Annotated in this window: 15 protein-coding genes and 1 pseudogene; 7 read left to right on the top strand and 9 right to left on the bottom strand. The window is 49.5% G+C overall.

The genetic code is table 11. The features are described from left to right. Nucleotides 1–29: 29 nt before the first annotated feature. Genes M4J38_RS03700 through gpmI form a run of 5 tightly spaced genes read right to left on the bottom strand, consistent with a single transcriptional unit; the run spans nt 30 to nt 5,412 of the window. Nucleotides 30–608, bottom strand: a complete 579-nt coding sequence (locus M4J38_RS03700) for a PepSY-associated TM helix domain-containing protein (protein WP_251758184.1) — start codon at nt 606–608, stop codon at nt 30–32. 10 nt (nt 609–618) lie between these two features. Next, complete coding sequence (locus tag M4J38_RS03695) at nt 619–2,838, bottom strand: TonB-dependent receptor (RefSeq protein ID WP_251758183.1); 2,220 nt, start codon at nt 2,836–2,838, stop codon at nt 619–621. Nucleotides 2,839–2,876: 38 nt separating this feature from the next. Further along, nucleotides 2,877–3,365, bottom strand: a complete 489-nt coding sequence (locus tag M4J38_RS03690) for a hypothetical protein (RefSeq protein ID WP_251758182.1) — start codon at nt 3,363–3,365, stop codon at nt 2,877–2,879. A gap of 22 nt (nt 3,366–3,387) precedes the next feature. Continuing rightward, nucleotides 3,388–3,873 (bottom strand): heme-binding domain-containing protein, encoded by a 486-nt coding sequence (locus tag M4J38_RS03685; protein ID WP_251758181.1) that lies wholly within the window; start codon nt 3,871–3,873, stop codon nt 3,388–3,390. Nucleotides 3,874–3,882: 9 nt separating this feature from the next. Next, the gene (gene gpmI, locus M4J38_RS03680) at nt 3,883–5,412 is read right to left on the bottom strand and encodes a 2,3-bisphosphoglycerate-independent phosphoglycerate mutase (RefSeq protein ID WP_251758180.1); all 1,530 of its coding nucleotides are present in this window, start codon (nt 5,410–5,412) and stop codon (nt 3,883–3,885) included. A 123-nt stretch (nt 5,413–5,535) separates the two neighbouring features. On the opposite strand from gpmI, the gene M4J38_RS03675 reads away from it, so the two are divergent. The 3 genes from M4J38_RS03675 (at nt 5,536) to M4J38_RS03665 (ending at nt 7,342) form a co-directional block, all read left to right on the top strand. Continuing rightward, complete coding sequence (locus M4J38_RS03675; RefSeq protein ID WP_251758179.1) at nt 5,536–5,931, top strand: DUF4783 domain-containing protein; 396 nt, start codon at nt 5,536–5,538, stop codon at nt 5,929–5,931. Between the two features lie 213 nt (nt 5,932–6,144). Further along, nucleotides 6,145–6,993 (top strand): carboxylating nicotinate-nucleotide diphosphorylase, encoded by an 849-nt coding sequence (nadC, locus tag M4J38_RS03670; protein WP_251758178.1) that lies wholly within the window; start codon nt 6,145–6,147, stop codon nt 6,991–6,993. 16 nt (nt 6,994–7,009) lie between these two features. After that, entirely contained in the window at nt 7,010–7,342 is a 333-nt protein-coding gene (locus M4J38_RS03665; RefSeq protein ID WP_251758177.1) for a translation initiation factor, read from the top strand. A 63-nt stretch (nt 7,343–7,405) separates the two neighbouring features. Here M4J38_RS03665 and M4J38_RS03660 read toward each other — a convergent pair whose 3' ends face one another. Further along, nucleotides 7,406–8,857, bottom strand: coding sequence for an isocitrate/isopropylmalate family dehydrogenase (locus M4J38_RS03660; RefSeq protein ID WP_251758176.1), 1,452 nt, complete (start codon nt 8,855–8,857; stop codon nt 7,406–7,408). A 124-nt stretch (nt 8,858–8,981) separates the two neighbouring features. On the opposite strand from M4J38_RS03660, the gene apaG reads away from it, so the two are divergent. The 3 genes and pseudogenes from apaG (at nt 8,982) to dnaB (ending at nt 11,951) form a co-directional block, all read left to right on the top strand. Beyond that, entirely contained in the window at nt 8,982–9,368 is a 387-nt protein-coding gene (gene apaG / locus M4J38_RS03655; RefSeq protein WP_251758175.1) for a Co2+/Mg2+ efflux protein ApaG, read from the top strand. Between the two features lie 108 nt (nt 9,369–9,476). Next, nucleotides 9,477–9,907, top strand: a pseudogene (gene arr / locus M4J38_RS03650) (NAD(+)--rifampin ADP-ribosyltransferase). Nucleotides 9,908–10,397: 490 nt separating this feature from the next. Beyond that, nucleotides 10,398–11,951, top strand: a complete 1,554-nt coding sequence (gene dnaB / locus M4J38_RS03645) for a replicative DNA helicase (RefSeq protein WP_251758173.1) — start codon at nt 10,398–10,400, stop codon at nt 11,949–11,951. A gap of 8 nt (nt 11,952–11,959) precedes the next feature. Here dnaB and M4J38_RS03640 read toward each other — a convergent pair whose 3' ends face one another. The 3 genes from M4J38_RS03640 to M4J38_RS03630 all read right to left on the bottom strand — a co-directional run bounded on the left by M4J38_RS03640 (nt 11,960) and on the right by M4J38_RS03630 (nt 15,855). Beyond that, nucleotides 11,960–13,801 carry an ATP-binding protein gene (locus M4J38_RS03640; protein ID WP_251760855.1) on the bottom strand — a complete coding sequence of 614 codons (1,842 nt, stop codon included), beginning with the start codon at nt 13,799–13,801 and terminating at the stop codon, nt 11,960–11,962. A gap of 9 nt (nt 13,802–13,810) precedes the next feature. After that, a complete protein-coding gene (locus M4J38_RS03635; RefSeq protein ID WP_251758172.1) occupies nt 13,811–14,458 on the bottom strand; it encodes a response regulator transcription factor in 648 nt (215 codons plus the stop codon). Nucleotides 14,459–14,676: 218 nt separating this feature from the next. Beyond that, nucleotides 14,677–15,855: an acetyl-CoA C-acyltransferase gene (locus tag M4J38_RS03630; RefSeq protein ID WP_251758171.1), complete on the bottom strand. Its 1,179-nt coding sequence runs from the start codon at nt 15,853–15,855 to the stop codon at nt 14,677–14,679. A gap of 128 nt (nt 15,856–15,983) precedes the next feature. On the opposite strand from M4J38_RS03630, the gene M4J38_RS03625 reads away from it, so the two are divergent. Beyond that, nucleotides 15,984–17,033 carry a quinone-dependent dihydroorotate dehydrogenase gene (locus tag M4J38_RS03625; RefSeq protein ID WP_251758170.1) on the top strand — a complete coding sequence of 350 codons (1,050 nt, stop codon included), beginning with the start codon at nt 15,984–15,986 and terminating at the stop codon, nt 17,031–17,033. Nucleotides 17,034–17,037: the final 4 nt, after the last annotated feature.

Here is a 17,037-nt window from a genome sequence, read left to right as displayed (position 1 = left end):
TTTCAGAATATGCTGCCTCCGTTTAAGTTTCAGGGCTGAATTTCTGCCTTTCTCTTCCGGATTCTTTTCGGGTTATACCAGAGCCAGAACCCGGTAATGGTGAGCAGGAGGAGGCTTATTCCTCCAATGGTGGAGTAGGTGAGTTTACCCAGACCATTGGCGCTCAACAGCTTATCAATGATGCTGCCGTCGTGCAACTGTTCAATAAAGTCGGCGCGCCGTTCCTCGTACAAAAGTATATTTCCCGTAACGGCATCTACCTGGAGCGCGTGGTAATGGTTCTCGAAAATGAACTTGACCATTCCTTTATCCGGCCGCGCATCGATCCGGCTGATCACGGTATCAATAGTATTACCGTGTTTTTCGCGAAGCGCCGTAATGGCTTTGGAAGAAAGCGTTTCAAAAGAGAGCCATTGGGAAAGAAGGGGGCTGCTCCCCTTCTTTGATTCCGCCAGCAGGTATCCCCCGCTATTTTTTTTCCAGGCCAGCAGCAGGCCGGTAACGGAGGTGAACAATAGGAAAGCAGCTCCTATAATGGCGATGTTCCGGTGCCATTTTCTGTGCCATCTCGTTTTGCGGGCTATCTGTGCTGAAGTGTTCTGCTGCATGGTTGGTGTTTTAAATGGAAGCTTTTACGGAGAGTACGAGGTTGGAACCCGCGGCCACAATGCCGGATGAATAAGGCCTGTACCTTTGGTTGGTCATGTTTTCCCAGCCTCCGGAAACAGAAATATGGCGGTTGATCTCGCAACTTCCCTTCAGGTTGATGGTGTACCAGGAAGGTGAATAAGGGTTGCCGTTCGCGTCCTTTGCGTAGATGAAGGTTTTCACCTGCTCGGTGGGCGCCAAGTCCTCGTAACGGATCGCGGCATTGTAGATGCCATACAGGTCGAACAGCCATTTGCCACGCATAAAACGCAGGTGGCTGTTCCCGAAGAAGGGGGCCGCGTGGCGTAGTGGAACGTTCTTGTCTTCCGCGTCGTCCGTTTCTTCTCCTTTCGTCCAATTGCCCTGGATGCTCCAGGATATTCTCGGGGCAATAAACACAGAAAAAGCACCCTGCACGCCCCATACTTTGGCGTGTGCCACGTTCTGAAGGGCTTCCGTGAACACCATGCCGCCATTGAATTCTAGGCTGTCGCTGCCATTCAACCGGAAAGCTCTCCGTGCGATGGCGTTATCCAGATAGGTGAAGAAGGCGGTGATGTCGAAACTATACCTTCTCTCTTTTTTGATGTTCCAGCCCAACTCGCCGTTCCACGCGTATTCCGATGACAGGTTCGCGTTCGGCACCGTCAGTCTTCCGGTAACCGATTCAAATATCTTCCCGATATCGTCCACGTTCGGACTTCTGAACCCGGTAGATACATTGAAGAAAAGGTGTGAGTTTTCCGTTGTGCGGTAGGTGATACCAATATTGCCTGTAAGAGCCCCTTTGCTGATGTCCGCTTCCAGGAATGGTGTTTTGAAGTAAGTAGTATCGAACCTGCTCTTCAGTGAAACATGGTTGTACCGGAGGCCGGTGGACAGCACAAGTTTCGGGTTTACCCGTTTTTTCAAACTGATGTAAGCGGCCGCTGATTGCCACTTTGATCCGTTAGGATAACGGGAAGCCACACCTGAAACTGTTCCGTTGGTGGTGTTCACCCTGTTTCCTGTTGAGCCCACTTCATTGAAAACGTATTCTGCGCCATAAAACAGGCTTGTATGCGGGTCGAGCATTTTCAGGAAATCGAAGTTGGCGGAAACAGCTTCCACGGTTTCAGTGAGGTTGCGGAGGTTGGCATTGTTTCTGCGCCGGTCGTGGCGACTTTCTTCATAATCCTGGTAGGCAAATACGGCCTTCATGTTGTCGAACAGCGCGGTTCTGCCAGTGTAAGCTGCCTGTGCCTGGTGCATTTCCCAGCGTTGCGGGCCATAATACCATTGGGCGAAGGTGGGTAAGCCGCCGCTCGTTTCAATCAACCGGTCATAACGGGGCACATTACCCGTAGCGGAATAATGGTAGGCATAACCGAGGTCCCAATGATCGTTGGGGCGGATACGGATTTTCTGCAACAGGTTGAGCTGATGGTAACCGCTTTGCAACTGGACACGCGGGTCCGGGTTAGTGACCACACTGTCTTTCCCGTTGATCCATTCCACGGAATTGGGGCGAAGGTAGCTGTCCTGGCCGCCGTTCTTTCCCATCTTCATGTCGCCGAAATCACTGTAGGTGAAGCTGGAAAGAAAAGATATTTTTTTCTCCCCGAAATTCACGTCGGCATGAACGGTTTTTTCCTTGTTCGCGGAAGCATAACGGGTGAGCACATTCGCTTTAACGAACAAGTCCTCATTGGACGATAGTTTCGGCGTGAAGGAATGAAAATCCATTACACCACCAATGGCATCGCTTCCATAAATAAGACTTCCCGGCCCGAAGATCACTTCCGCGTTTTCAGTAGCCAGCGCATCAAGCGAGATCACGTTCTGGAGGTTACCGCTGCGGTAAATGGCGTTGTTCATGCGCACGCCATCCACTACAATAAGTACACGGTTGGTGGCAAAACCGCGTATCATCGGGCTTCCGCCGCCCATCTGGCTTTTCTGAATGAATACTGAGCCCGAAGCACCCAGCAGGTCGGCCGCTGTTTGCGGGTGTTGCAAGGCAGCGAGTTTCATATTGATGCGCGCGATCTTATTGGGGACCTCATTCAGGTTTTGCTCCCATTTGTTGTAGGAAACAACTACTTCATCCAGTTCGTTCCACAAGGAATCCTTGCTCTTTTTATCCTGTGCCTGGGCAAAAAAGAACATGCCCATGGCTGTACAGGAGCATATAATTCTTCTGTAATCCATGTTAGTATTGGTTTGAAAAAATGAACAGCAGTGTGTGTTTAAGAAAACGGATGCCGGGGAGGAGGGGTGGGCACCTTTTGTTCATTTTTCTGAAAATATCCGGTCGGATAAATGTTGTACAGCTTAAGGATTGCAGTGCTTTCAACGGGCATGGCCGGCTCCTGGTCAGGGCAGGTATACTGTTGTTTAAAGAGCCAGGTGCCAAAAGCATCTTGTTGTTCTTCTTCCGCCTGGCCTTCTATCGCGTTACTTAATTGCCGGTGAATATGTTTTTCATCATAATCGTACAAGCCGGTAACGAGGTACCCTTTTGCCACCGGAACGATTTTTTTCACATCAAACAAATCTTTTCCAAGCTGTATCTCTTTGTTCTTCTTCACCCAATACAACCGGCCCCTGGGTACAAAGATGGTGGTGAGCGCCTCTTTTTCCAGCCGTTCTTCCATTTCATGGCGTATCATGGCCTGCCTGCCCAGGAATGCGAGGGAAAGAAAAAGCGGGGCGGCCGCCAGTAGGAGTAGCAGCATTGCCCCGCTGAAAGTTGGAATATTATGGTGTTTTACGTTCACCCGCTACCAGCATTTTGTTCTGTATTTCTTTCCGGGTTTTATCGGCCCAGGCTACAATCGCTTCTTTTTCCGCTTTGGTGAGCGCGGCACTTTTGTGCATGCGCACATAAGACGGTAGCGGCATATGGCCTTTTTTCACTTCTTCTATCACTTCTTCCAGCTTGTGATCCTGTTTTTTCAGGCCATAGGTGAGGAACTCATCGAAATTCAATTCGTTCTTCCCATCCTTAATATGGTCCGCGAGCCACCAGCCAACGGGCTGCACGTGCGCATACCAGGGATAACTGGTATTGTTGGAGTGACAGTCGTTACAGGACTTCTTCAGAATAATGGCTGCGGCTTCCGGCACGGCATAACCTGCCGAAAGGGCATTGGGCTGCGGAGCAGTTGTGCTGTTGGCTTCCGGCCGGAAGAACTGCATCAGTAGAAAAGCGACCAGCAGGCCTGTCAGTATTCTTTTTTTCATACGGTTTATTTATGCCGAAACCAGCACCTTGCCGGTCATTTGCGGGGGGATAGGAAGACCCATCATCGTTAAGATAGAAGGCGCGATATCACCCAGTTTTCCTGGCTGCAAGGTGCCATGCCAGTTTTTATCAATAACGAACAACGGCACCAGGTTCAGCGTATGCGCGGTATTGGGTGATCCGTCTTCGTTCCGCATATAATCGGCGTTGCCATGATCTGCTGTTAGAAACACGGTATAGCCGTTTTCCAGGGCGGCGGTTACCACGCGTTGAACGCAGTTGTCTACGGTTTCCGCGGCTTTCATGGCGGCTTCAAAAATCCCTGTATGGCCCACCATATCGGCGTTGGCGAAATTCAGGCAGATGAAATCGGCGGTTTGGTTTTGAATTTCAGGAACGATCGCGTCGGTAAGGTCGTAAGCGCTCATTTCAGGTTTCAGGTCATAAGTGGCCACTTTGGGCGAAGGTTTCAGGATTCTTTCTTCGCCTGGGAAGGGAAGTTCCCGGCCACCGCTGAAGAAGAAGGTGACGTGGGGGTATTTCTCCGTTTCGGCGATGCGGATTTGTTTGAGGCCGTGTGCGGCGATCACTTCTCCTAGTGTGTTGGTGAGGTTATCGTTTTCAAACATAACGGATACGTCTTTGAAGGTTTTATCGTATTCCGTGATGGTGGTATAGTGCAATGTTTTTTTGTGCATGCCCAGTTCAGGGAAGTCTTCCTGCGTAAGCACCTGTGTGATCTCGCGGCAGCGGTCCGTTCTGAAGTTGAAGCAGATCACGGCATCGCCGTCGGCGATGGTGGCGATGGGCAGGCCGTCGGCTCCGGTGATATTGGTGGGGAGGATGAATTCGTCGGTTTTGTCTTCAGCATAGGAAGAAGTAATGGCTTCGATGGCTGACGCGGCTTTGTTTCCTCTTCCATTTACCAATGCGTCGTAAGCGAGTTTCACGCGTTCCCAGCGTTTGTCGCGGTCCATGGCGTAATACCTTCCGGAGACGGTGGCTATTTTCCCGGTTGTACGGGTAAGGTGCTCTTCCAGGGTAGTAACATAACCCAGTCCTCCTTTTGGATCCGTATCCCTTCCATCCGTAAATACGTGTATATATACCTGTGGAACGTTCTGCGTGGCCAGGAAGCTGGTGAGCGCCATCAGGTGGTTGATGTGGGAGTGTACCCCGCCATCGCTTACCAGGCCCATCAGGTGAAGTGGCTTCTGTTGTGTGCGTGCATAGTCGATCGCTTTCAGCAGCACAGGGTTGGTGAACATTTCACCGGATTTAACGGCAACGTTAATGCGCTGAAGTTCCTGGTAAACGATGCGTCCCGCCCCCAGGTTGAGGTGTCCCACTTCGCTGTTGCCCATCTGCCCTTCAGGCAATCCCACTTCTTCCCCGCAGGTAACAAGGGTGGTGTTGGGATATTTTCCGTACAAACTATCTACAAATGGCGTATTTGCGCTGCTGATGGCATCCGCGGTGGGAACCTGGCCCAAACCCCAGCCATCCATGATAACCAGTATTGCTTTTTTCTTTTCCATGAAATCAAAACTAACTCATTTACAGAATTTTGACGGAGGAAACAGCTATATTTAGGTCGTGAAAAGCCCGGAAAAATCCTAATCTGGCATGTTTTTGGGTACCTCAGGGTTAAAATCAGTATCATGAAATATCTTTACCGGAGCGCCTTAATCCTTTTGCCGGTGTTGCTGCTTACCGCATTCACCAACTTTCAGACCCTTGATGGCGTCGTAAGCGCCATGAAGTCAGGGAATGCGGCCCAATTGTCCAAATTTTTCGATACTTACGTGGATATTTCCCTTCCCGCGAAAAGCAATTCTTACAGTAAAAGTCAGGCGGAACTGGTAATGAAAGATTTCTTCACGACCAATGCAGTAAAGAGTTTTGAAGTGAAACACAAAGGGGAGAACGGGGGAAGCCAGTTTTGTATCGGTATTCTGCAAACTAAAAATGGCCAGTACCGGGCCACGATATTCCTGAAACAAAAAGGAGAAAAGCAATTGCTCCAGGAAATACGATTGGAGAACAGCGGAGCCTGATCCGTTTATATATCGTTTGATTGGAGCGGCGCATCGTAAAAGATGCGCCGCTCTTTTTTATCATTGAATGGATGGAAGATTTGCGGAAGTATGGTTGGAACTGTATTGAAGGTATTAAACAAACCTTTGTACAGGAGTGCTCCGTTAAAAAACGGTATGTTATCGGTGTTTTTCTCTCTCTTCGGTTGCGCACGTTTTATGTAGCTTTGCTTTATGAGAACGTTCGACGAACAATTGGCGGCTTTGGTCACAGCAGCTTTGGCAGAAGACATCGGGGATGGGGATCATTCTACTTTAAGTTGTATTCCGGCAGATGCCAGGGGGAAAGCAGTGCTGAAGATCAAAGAAGACGGGGTATTGGCCGGGCTTGAAGTGGCCAGGAAAATCTTCGCCATGCAGGATAGTTCCTCCGTTTTTACGCCCCATAAAAAAGACGGGGAACCCATGAAGGCCGGAGAAACAGCGTTTGAAGTGGAAGCCAGTGTGCATACGATTTTGTCCTGTGAAAGACTTGCGTTGAACTGCATGCAACGCATGAGTGGTATCGCAACACTAACAAGGCAGTATGTCGGCAAACTGGAAGGATGGCACACACGCGTGCTGGATACCAGGAAAACCACGCCCAACTTCCGGTTGCTTGAAAAAGAAGCGGTGCGCATAGGAGGAGGGGTGAACCATAGAATGGGACTGTATGATATGATTATGCTCAAAGACAATCATATCGACTATTGCGGGGGGATTGAAATGGCCATTGAAAAAGCCTATGTTTATGTACAACGGTTGCAACTGCCACTTGAGATTGAGATAGAAACGCGGTCATTGGAAGATGTACAGAAGGTGCTGGCGTCCGGAAAAGTGAACAGGGTTATGCTCGATAATTTCTCGCCATCGTTGCTGAAAGAAGCCATGGAACTGATAGATGGAAGATTGGAAACAGAAGCCAGTGGCGGAATAAACCTTGACAATCTCCTGGACTACGCCGCCACCAACGTGGATTTTGTAAGTGTGGGCGCATTGATCCACCAGGCCAGAAGCCTGGACCTTAGTTTGAAAGCTGTTTAATGTAATGCTTGAAAAGATGGCAAAAAAGAAAATTACCGGAACAGGGATCGTTTACTCCACCGATCCGGGTTTTAAGATAGAAGAGGAAGCTGAAGTAGTGGAAACCCTGCCGAAAGCCGCGCAGCGGTTAAGGATTCAGTTGGAGACGAAACACCGCGGCGGAAAAACGGTTACGGTTGTACTCGGGTTCATAGGAAAAGAGGAGGACCTCGAAGCATTAGGTAAAAAACTGAAGAACCATTGCGGAACGGGTGGCTCCGCGAAGGATGGAGAGATCATCGTACAGGGGGATCACCGGGAGAAATTGAAAGCCTTTCTTAAAAAAGAAGGATACGTTGATGTAAAATAAGAACGGAGTTGAAATGAGCAAGATCACTCACATCAACTCCGCAATCAGATTATCGGAAAACTATTATTGGCCCTGCGCCAATGAATAACCGCTTTTCTCCCCGACTTTATTCAGGAGCTCAAGGGAACATATTTTGAAATCTCCGCTCAGACTTACATACAGACCAATCACATCCTGTTGGTTGAGTGGTGTGGTGTCGATGCTTTCAAAGCGCGCGTTGTATTGGTTCACCAGGTTGGTGAATTTGGAGCCGGTGGGCCAAACCTGGGTCCCGCGGTTGCTGATGTTCACCAGTTTGAACTTAACACCGGCATGACGCAGGCATTTCTGGGCCAGTTCTTCGGGTTGGATATTGCTCTCGATGAACATGTCCACACCAACGATCTTTTCGCTTGCGCCAGCGGCGGATTCCAGCATAGGATTCTCTTCCAGGTTAAAGACCGTGCAACTGGTGGGTTGGTCGGTGCTGCCTGGTTTGGGATTGTTGGCAGGCTTCTTGCCGAAGTTGCCGATGATGGCCTGCGCGAACTCAGTTGTGTTGAGAGAGGGTTTTGTTTTATCACCGAAGTCGCCTGTATGAACACCGCTTTCCAGGGTGTAAAGCAGGGCGTTCTCGATCATGGAGGCGGTATCATATAACCCGATGTGCTGCAGGAGAGAAAGTCCGCTGAGCAGCAGGGCGGTTGGGTTGGCGATGTTTTTACCGGCAATATCAGGTGCGGTGCCGTGAACGGCTTCGAAAATGCAGATATGGTCGCCGATATTGGCGGAAGGCGCGAACCCAAGTCCACCTACAAGACCGGCGCAAAGGTCGGAAACGATATCGCCCTGGAGGTTGGTGAGTACCACCACATCAAAAGTATCAGGGCGCGTAACGAGTTTCATGCAGAGATCGTCCACGATCACGTCGTCGGCTTTGAGTTCTGGGTATTCTTTGGCTACTTCGTAGAAGCATTCCAGAAAGAGGCCATCGGTGATCTTCATGATATTGGCCTTGTGTCCGCAGGTGATGCGGCGCGCGCCTTTCTTTTTCGCCATCTCGAAAGCGTAGCGGATCACCTGTAAGCTGCCGGGGCGTGTGATGAAACGACGGCTGAGGGCAACGTCGCGGGTGAGCATGTGCTCTACGCCACCATAGGTATCCTCAATGTTCTCGCGCACAATGGTGATGTCGATGGGAATGCCTGCCTTGCTGAAAACGGTGTCCACACCGGACAATGTTTGGAAAACACGCTTGTTGGCGTAGGTGTTCCAGGTTTTACGGGCGGTCACGTTCACGCTTTTCACGCCCTTTCCCTTGGGGGTTTCCATGGGGCCTTTGAAAAGGATGCCCAGGGTTTCAATAGATTGCTGGGCTTCAGGGGTCATTCCATTGGAAAAACCTTTGTCGAATACCCATTTACCCATATCAACAAATTCGTATTCCAGCGAAACTTTGGCGGCGTTGAAAACAGAAAGAACAGCATCCATTATCTCCGGTCCTATTCCATCTCCTTTGGCTACGGCAATTTTCATATCATGGTGTTTTTGATGTCGTAAAGTGAAAGTGGTGCAAAGGTAGCATTGAAAATTATTTCAGGATGCGTTATTTATCGGCCTTAAATTTTAAATTTGGTTAATTTTAGAAAAAACGTTGAAGATGGTATCTAAAATCTCCGAAGGCGTTGAAGTTAGTGTGGAAACGTTTTATCAACCCGACTATTCCAATCCCATGTCGGGTGAATTCATGTTCGCCTACCGGATCACCATCGAAAACCACAATACATATCCCGTAAAATTGCAACGCCGGCACTGGTTCATCGCCGATAGCAACGGCACCCACCGAGAAGTGGAGGGGGAAGGCGTGGTAGGCGTTCAGCCAACCCTGCAGCCGGGAGAAAAGTACCAATATGTGAGTGGCTGCAACCTGCGCACGGAAATGGGGAAAATGTACGGCACTTACCAGATGGAGAACCTGCTTTCCAAATCCTCTTTCGATGTGAATATCCCCGTGTTTGAAATGATCGTTCCTTTTAAACTCAATTAAGTTACGGTATCGGGTAGCTGAACGAGCGCTTCGTCTTACACTACCGACCTGCAACGTATTGGCTGATGAATTGGTCAATCGCCCGTTAATCATTACAAAGTTCCCCGAATGCATACACCTTCTGAAAAAGCGAATGGTATTGAATTTTCTGAAAAATTCTATCATGGCACAAAAGCGGCGTTAAATCCCGGAGATCTGATTGAGCCTGGCTTTTCGTCCAACTACGGGCGAAGAAAAATAGCAAAATACGTGTACTTAACGGCTACGCTGGATGCCGCGGTTTGGGGTGCTGAACTGGCGCAGGGGGAAGGACCCGGGCGGATTTATATTGTTGAGCCAACCGGACCCATGGAGGATGATCCTAATCTTACAGATAAAAAGTTCCCGGAAATCCTACAAAGTCTTACAGGTCATTGCAAGCGCTTCGTGTGGTAGGCGAATTAACAACCTGGACCGGACATGCTCCGGAACAATTAAAAGCCATGAAGGATCACCTTGAGCAATTAAAAGCGCAGGGCATTGAAGCCATTGAAGATTAGCAGTGGAATGAACTGAAACTACCATCTATCTCCTTTATGCCTCCCAAAAAACATATTCTCTTTTATTAAATGTGTAACTGCATTCGAAGAACTTCATTTTTTACTGTTGCTTATATGTGTTTCCCCTTACCTGACCGCTGTTTCAGCATTGATTTAACTCAAAAAAAACGCTGAAACGCACAACGGTAGGTAACCCCATTTCACCAAAATATTCACGGCTAAAACTTACGCACAGGATGTGTGCATTTCTTTTTGACACGAGGTGAAAACTTTTTTAAATTGGGGATAAGTGCATGATTCTTGTTTAAAAGCCGGGTAATGGATGTGGATTACCCGTGAAATAGCTGTGAAATACTTTTCAAAGCAGAATTATTTTTTGGAGAATAGGAACCCCATTATATTCGCCGTCCTGCCAAAATGCAGGTAACCTTCCGGTAACAAAACCGTAACGATTTGATAAATTAACATTCACGCAGATTCAGTTTAACTCATGGACCTTACAAATCTCAATAAAGACCGTAAAGCACGCCGCAAGTCCTCCGTTGACGTTTCCACCATGGTATATGGAAAGGTTCCGCCCCAGGCCAAGGACCTGGAAGAAGCCGTTTTGGGGGCGGTGATGCTGGAGAAATCCGCTTTCGACACGGTAATCGAGATCCTGAAATCGGAATGTTTTTATGTGGAGGCGCACCAGCGCATTTTCAAAGCCATGCAGTCCCTGGCCGCGAAGAGTATGCCCATTGATATTCTCACCGTGGTGGAAGAATTGAGAAAGAAGGAAGAACTGGAGATGGTGGGCGGCCCTTATTTTGTTACCCGGCTCACCAATGCCGTGGTAAGCGCCGCGAATATTGAAACACACGCGAGGATCATTTTGCAGAAATTCATCCAGCGGGAACTGATCCGCGTTAGCGGGGAAATCATCGCCGATGCCTACGAAGATTCCACCGATGTATTCGATCTGCTGGACGATGCTGAAGGAAAACTGTTTCACATTACCAATAATCACCTCCGGAAAGAGTTCAACAAAATAGACTCAGTGCTTGTAAAAGCGGTGCAAAGGATCGAGGACCTGCGCAGCAGGCAGGAAGAGATCACCGGTGTACCGTCCGGGTTCCCAAGCCTGGATAAGCTGACCTATGGCTGGCAGAAATCGGACCTGATCATCCTCGCCGCCCGTCCCGCCGTGGGTAAAACCGCTTTCGCCCTTAACCTGGCACGTAACGCGGCGTTGCACCCCACCAGGCCAACCGCGGTGGCGTTGTTCAGTCTGGAGATGAGCGCCGCGCAGTTGGTATCAAGGATTCTCTCCGCGGAAAGTGAGATTCTGCTCGAAAAAATCTCCCGCGGTAAAATGGAGGACCATGAAATGAAACAGTTGTATGCGAAAGGCATTCAACGTCTAGCACAGGCCCCGATTTTTATCGATGATACCGCGTCGCTCAATATCTTCGAACTGCGCGCAAAATGCCGCCGCTTGAAGAACAAAGAGAACCTTGGCATGATCATCATCGACTACCTGCAGTTGATGAGCAGCAGCGGGGAAGGAAAAAATACCAACCGTGAACAGGAGATCAGCCAGATATCACGCTCGCTGAAGCAACTGGCCAAAGAACTGGATGTGCCCGTGCTGGCGCTGTCCCAGTTGAGCCGGGCCGTGGAATCCAGAAAAGACGGACAAAAAATACCACAGTTGAGTGACCTCCGGGAATCGGGCGCCATCGAACAGGATGCCGATATGGTCATGTTCATCTACCGCCCCGAATACTATGATATCACCGCGAATGAAATGGGAGAAGACAACCGGGGGGAAACGCACATCAAGATCGCGAAACACAGGAACGGTTCTCTTGATACGGTGAAATTACGGGCACACCTTAATATTCAGAAGTTCGTTGAAATGGAGCAGGACAGCTTCAATGATTTTACCACCAGCGGCTCCTGGAAACCAGTTAAGGACGGAGATGGCGCCGATGCGAAATTATTCATCCAGAAAGGCAGTAAGATGAACGACCTGGACCTGGATGAAGAAACACCGTTCTAACTTCCTGGTTATAAAGTGACGTGAAATGCTGTGCCAGCGCCTTCTTTGCTGGTGCAGCTGATGGTACCGTTGAGTTCTTCCACCAATCTTTTTACAATGGAAAGCCCCAGGCCGGTTGAGTGCTCCCCACCGGTTGGCGTAGAGGAAATGCGGCTGTATTTGGTGAACAGATAAGGCAGCTCTTCCTCCGGAATGCCCACACCTTCATCTTCAACGGTGATGCGCACACGATCATTTTCCGTTTTTTCCAGGTGTATCTTCACTGAAGTGTCAGGGTTACTGAATTTGATCGCGTTCGACAAAAGGTTCTCCATGATCCTGGTGACAAGATACGCGTCGGTAAGTAAGGAGAAATCATTGCCCGACCGGGTGAACACCAGTGAGATATTCTTTTTTTCCGCCCTGGCTTTGTATTCTTCCAGTACTTTCAGCAGCACCTGTTCCATATCGTTCTTTTCTAGGTGCAGGAGATGGCCGTTGGTTTCCGCTTTTTCCACGTCAAGGATGTTTCGGATCAGTTGTTCGCCTTTTGCGGCGGAGGTGAGGATGCGCTTTACCGCGGTGTGTTGCTCCTCCGTCAGATTTTCTGCGTTGATCTGAAGTAGTTGTCCCCACATCATCACGTTTACGAACGGACTGCTCAGGTCGTGCGAAACGATGCTGATGAGCGCGTTTTTTTCCTGGTTCAGGATGGCGAGTTTTTCGTTTTTTTCGAGGATAAGCGCATTGGTGCGGGCGAGGTGCTTGTTGGCCCTTCTTTTGGTGATGAAGGCAAAGCCGGCCACCACGGCAATGAGCAGGAAAGCGAAGGCCAGCAGCCAGATGTAACGTTGCCTTTGTTTATTAACGAAGAGGTCGGCGGTCAGTTTGCGGTTGTCGTTTTCTCTTTTCTGCGCATTGTATTTTTCCTGGAGATCGGCTATCCTGCGGTTGGTTTCACTGTTCACGAGGGCCGTATCAAGGCTGTACCATTTCTGGAGGTAGGTAAAAGCTTCGGGGTAACTGTGTTTCCTTTCGTAGTATTTGGCGAGGATGGCGTAGCTGTCGGCTTCTTTTGTCCTGGAATGGAGTGTGATCGCCATTTTCAGGGAGTTGTTCGCGTAATGAAGCGCGGAGTCGAACTGTTCCTTTTCGATGAATACATCCGCGATGTTCAGGTAGTCGATCCAGAGGCCGCTTTCGTCGTTTTCCAGGATATGCTGGGAGAGGTTCGTTCTGAAATAGTACAGGGCTGAGTCAAGGTTGCCTGATTTGAAATGAACGTTCCCAAGGTTGTTGTAAAGGGTCGACAATTCGATATAGCCATTCACCTGACGAGAAAGTTCCTGCGCGTAAGAAAGGTAGTGGAGGGCGCTGTCGTATCTGTTCACCTGGTTGTGTAGTGCGCCGATATTGCTGTAAGCGGTGATGAGACCACCAAGTTCTCCCCGCGCCCTTGAGATATCCAGGCTTTTCCGGTACATCTCCATGGCCTTTACGGGTTGCTTCAGTCTGGAGTAGAGAATGGCCAGGTCGCTGAGGGCGGCGCTTTCGTAATCGGTATTTTGGAGTTTCCGGGATTCTTCGAGTGTGCGCAGGTAGCTGTTGGCGGCTTCATCGTATTCTTCTGAATATTCCTGGTAGATGCCTTTGAGCCGCAGGGCCAGTACCTTTGCTGCCGGGAAGTTTATTTCGGCGCCTGTTTTTTCGATATAATCTGCGCAGGATAACAGTGAGTCCAGTTTGCTCTCATCAAAATCCAGTGCGCGGTCGTACAGCGCTTTGAGGTACCCCGTGTCTTTCTGCGCCAGACTCTTCTGTTGTGCGGCGATCAGTAAAAGGACGGCGATGAACCACCTGGAGGTAAGCATAGGCTGCAATCAATCTATTAGCTTGTTTCGGAGTGCGTATTTCACCAGTCCAACGGTGTTGTTTACCCCTAGTTTGGCGATGATGTTTTTCCGGTGTGTTTCAACAGTGCCTACACTCAGAAAGAGCTTGTCGGCGATTTCTGAATTGCTGTATTCTTTGCAAACGAGCTTCAGTACTTCTATTTCCCTTTTGGTGAGGATATCATCGATCTTCACATCGTTTACCGTGATGGTTTGGCGGAAGTCGTCGTTCCCGTCGGAAACGTCTATTTCCTTGCTGAAATAGCTGCCGCCATTGGCAACGGTTGCAATGGCCTCGCACAATTCAGCAATGGGGGCATTCTTTAAAATATAACCTCCTATTCCATGCCTGATCAGTTTGTGAACGTTACGGGTGCCACGCATCATGGTGAGGTAGAGAATGCGTATGTCGGGCTGCTTAACGCGGATCTGCTTTAATAAAGTTTCGGCTTCAATATCCGGGAGGTGTACATCAAGTAGCAGCAGGTGCGCGTTTTCATCCGGCAGGTGCTCCAGCAATTGGGTGCCATTGTGGAAGGTGCCGGAAACGGAGAAGTGCTCCTGTTTGTTCAGCAACAGGGCCAGTCCTTCCAGGTACATTTCGTGGTCTTCGGTAATCAGAATATTGATCTTCATTCTTTTATACAGATCCGGCTAAAATATTAGATCAAATATAGGAGAAAACTATTCACTATTGATAAAAATACTACCCAAACAGGGGATATTGTGCAGCGGTTGAATGCACCGCCGTCTTTTAAGTTCAACAAGCTGAGATCAATTCAGTAATGGCCAAAAATTGAGAAACCAGTCCGAAGACTGGTTTCCCGTTTTCTCATGTGTCGCGTATATGTGAGCTAGTTGATGTTCTCTATAATGCCGGCGATGCCTTGTCCTCCGCCAACGCAAGCGGAAACGATCCCATATTTTTTATTCAGTCGTTTCAGATCGTGCGTAAGTTGTACAGTCAGTTTGCAACCGGTGCATCCCAATGGGTGACCGAGCGCAATGGCGCCTCCATTGATGTTAACGATGGAGGGGTCGAGGTCAAGCGTTCGTATTACTGCCAGCGACTGCGAAGCGAAAGCCTCATTGAGTTCCACGAGATCGATCTGGCTTTGTTGCAGTCCTGCCTGCCTGAGCGCCTTAGGGATAGCTGCCACAGGGCCTATTCCCATGATCCTGGGATGAACCCCTGCAGAGGCGCAGGCGATAAGGCGGGCGATTGGTTTTAACCCCAGTTCATTCACCATTTTTTCTCCCATCACGATCACGAAAGCGGCTCCATCACTTGTTTGAGACGAGTTGCCCGCTGTTACCATTCCTCCCGCAGCGAATACCGGCTTCAATTTTCCCAGTGCCTCGAGCGTAGTATCAGGTCTGGGACCCTCGTCCGTGTCAACAACAAAAGAAGCTTTTTGTTTTTTACCCGAGGGGTCCAAATATACATGCTCCACGGTTATGGGTAGAATTCCCTCCTTAAAAATGCCTTTTTGGATTGCATTTATGGCTTTTTCGTGTGATTGCAACGCGAACTGGTCCTGGTCTTCCCTGCTTACATTGTATTCTTTTGCCACTGCTTCTGCTGTAAGCCCCATGCTCAGGTAATAATCCGGTTCTTCTGATGCGATGGAATAAGCCGGGGCTGTTTTCCATCCTGCGGTAGGCACCAGGCTCATGCTTTCCGTTCCGCCTGCCACAATACATTCCGCCTGTCCGCTCCTGATCTTGGCGGTGGCGATGGCGATGGTTTCCAGTCCGGAGGCGCAATACCTGTTCACCGTCATGCCCGGAACTTCGATACCCAAAGCCCTTGCTGCTATGATTCTTCCCACCTGTAAACCCTGTTCCGCTTCCGGCACCGCATTCCCCACGATCACATCGTCAACCCTGGCAGGGTCAAGCGCAGGAACGCTGGCCATCAATCCTTTGATCACTTCCACGGCAAGGTCATCAGGCCGTGTAAACCTGAATCCCCCGCGCTTCGATTTCCCGACCGCGGTTCTGAAACCAGCTATGATGTAGGCTTCCTGCATGGTGAAATTTTTATAAAAGTATTGGAGACTCGGATAAGGTCACTCCTATAAAACTAAACAAATTTCGGAAAAGTTGCATAAACAACTTAAAATTTTTTAGCGATAGTCTGGCTATCTTCGCAGCCATTATGTATTCACTGCTCAGAAACCTGCTTTTCCTCGTTGATCCTGAAACTGTTCACTATCTGGCGATGAACAGTTTACAAGGCGTTTGTGGGATAGCGCCCGCGAAGAACGCCATTGCCGCGTCGATGACACCGCCGGCATCGCTGGCCAAAAAAGTTTTCGGACTTACTTTCAGAAATCCGGTAGGACTGGCCGCCGGGTTCGATAAAAATGCCCGCTACCTCCGGGAACTGCGTGCATTGGGCTTCGGCTCCGTGGAAATAGGAACGGTTACACCGAAACCACAGGATGGCAATGAGAAGCCGCGCCTGTTCCGTTTACCGAAAGATGGCGCGCTCATCAACCGCATGGGTTTTAACAACGATGGGGTAAAAGTGGCCGCACGCCGGCTCGCCGAATGGAAGAACCAGGAACAAAAAGGATTGAAGCCAGGTGAACTGCCCATGATCATCGGGGGAAATATCGGTAAAAACAAGGTTACGCCCAATGAAGACGCCTGGAAAGATTATGAACGTTGCTTTACAGAACTCGCCGATGTGGTGGACTACTTTGTGGTGAATGTAAGTTCTCCCAATACACCCGGTTTGCGCGAATTACAGGAAAAGGACGCGCTCCGGAAAATACTCTCCCATCTTCAGACGATTAACGTACAATCGTCCACGCCAAGGCCGCTCCTGCTGAAAATAGCGCCGGACCTCACCCAGGGACAACTTGATGATATTATTTCACTCGCCACCGAAATCCGGTTGGATGGACTGGTAGCCACGAATACGACGATAAGCCGGGAAGGACTGAAGACGCCTGCTTCCGAAGTGGAAGCCATTGGCGCAGGAGGATTAAGTGGAAAACCCGTGCGGCAAAGGAGTACAGAAGTGGTGCAATACATCTGTTCAGAAACAGGCGGATCGATTCCGGTGATTGCCGCAGGCGGCATTTTTACGGGTGAGGATGCCCGGGAGAAACTGAATGCAGGGGCTGAACTGGTGCAGGTTTGGACGGGGTTCATTTATGAGGGGCCAGGGATTGCGGGGAAGATTTGTAAGGGACTTTGATTTT

This window comes from Parasegetibacter sp. NRK P23 (genome assembly GCF_023721715.1).
In the GTDB taxonomy this organism is placed as follows: Bacteria; Bacteroidota; Bacteroidia; order Chitinophagales; family Chitinophagaceae; genus Parasegetibacter.
The sequence above is the reverse complement of the archived record's forward strand: the minus strand, read 5'-3'. Positions and strand labels throughout refer to the sequence as shown.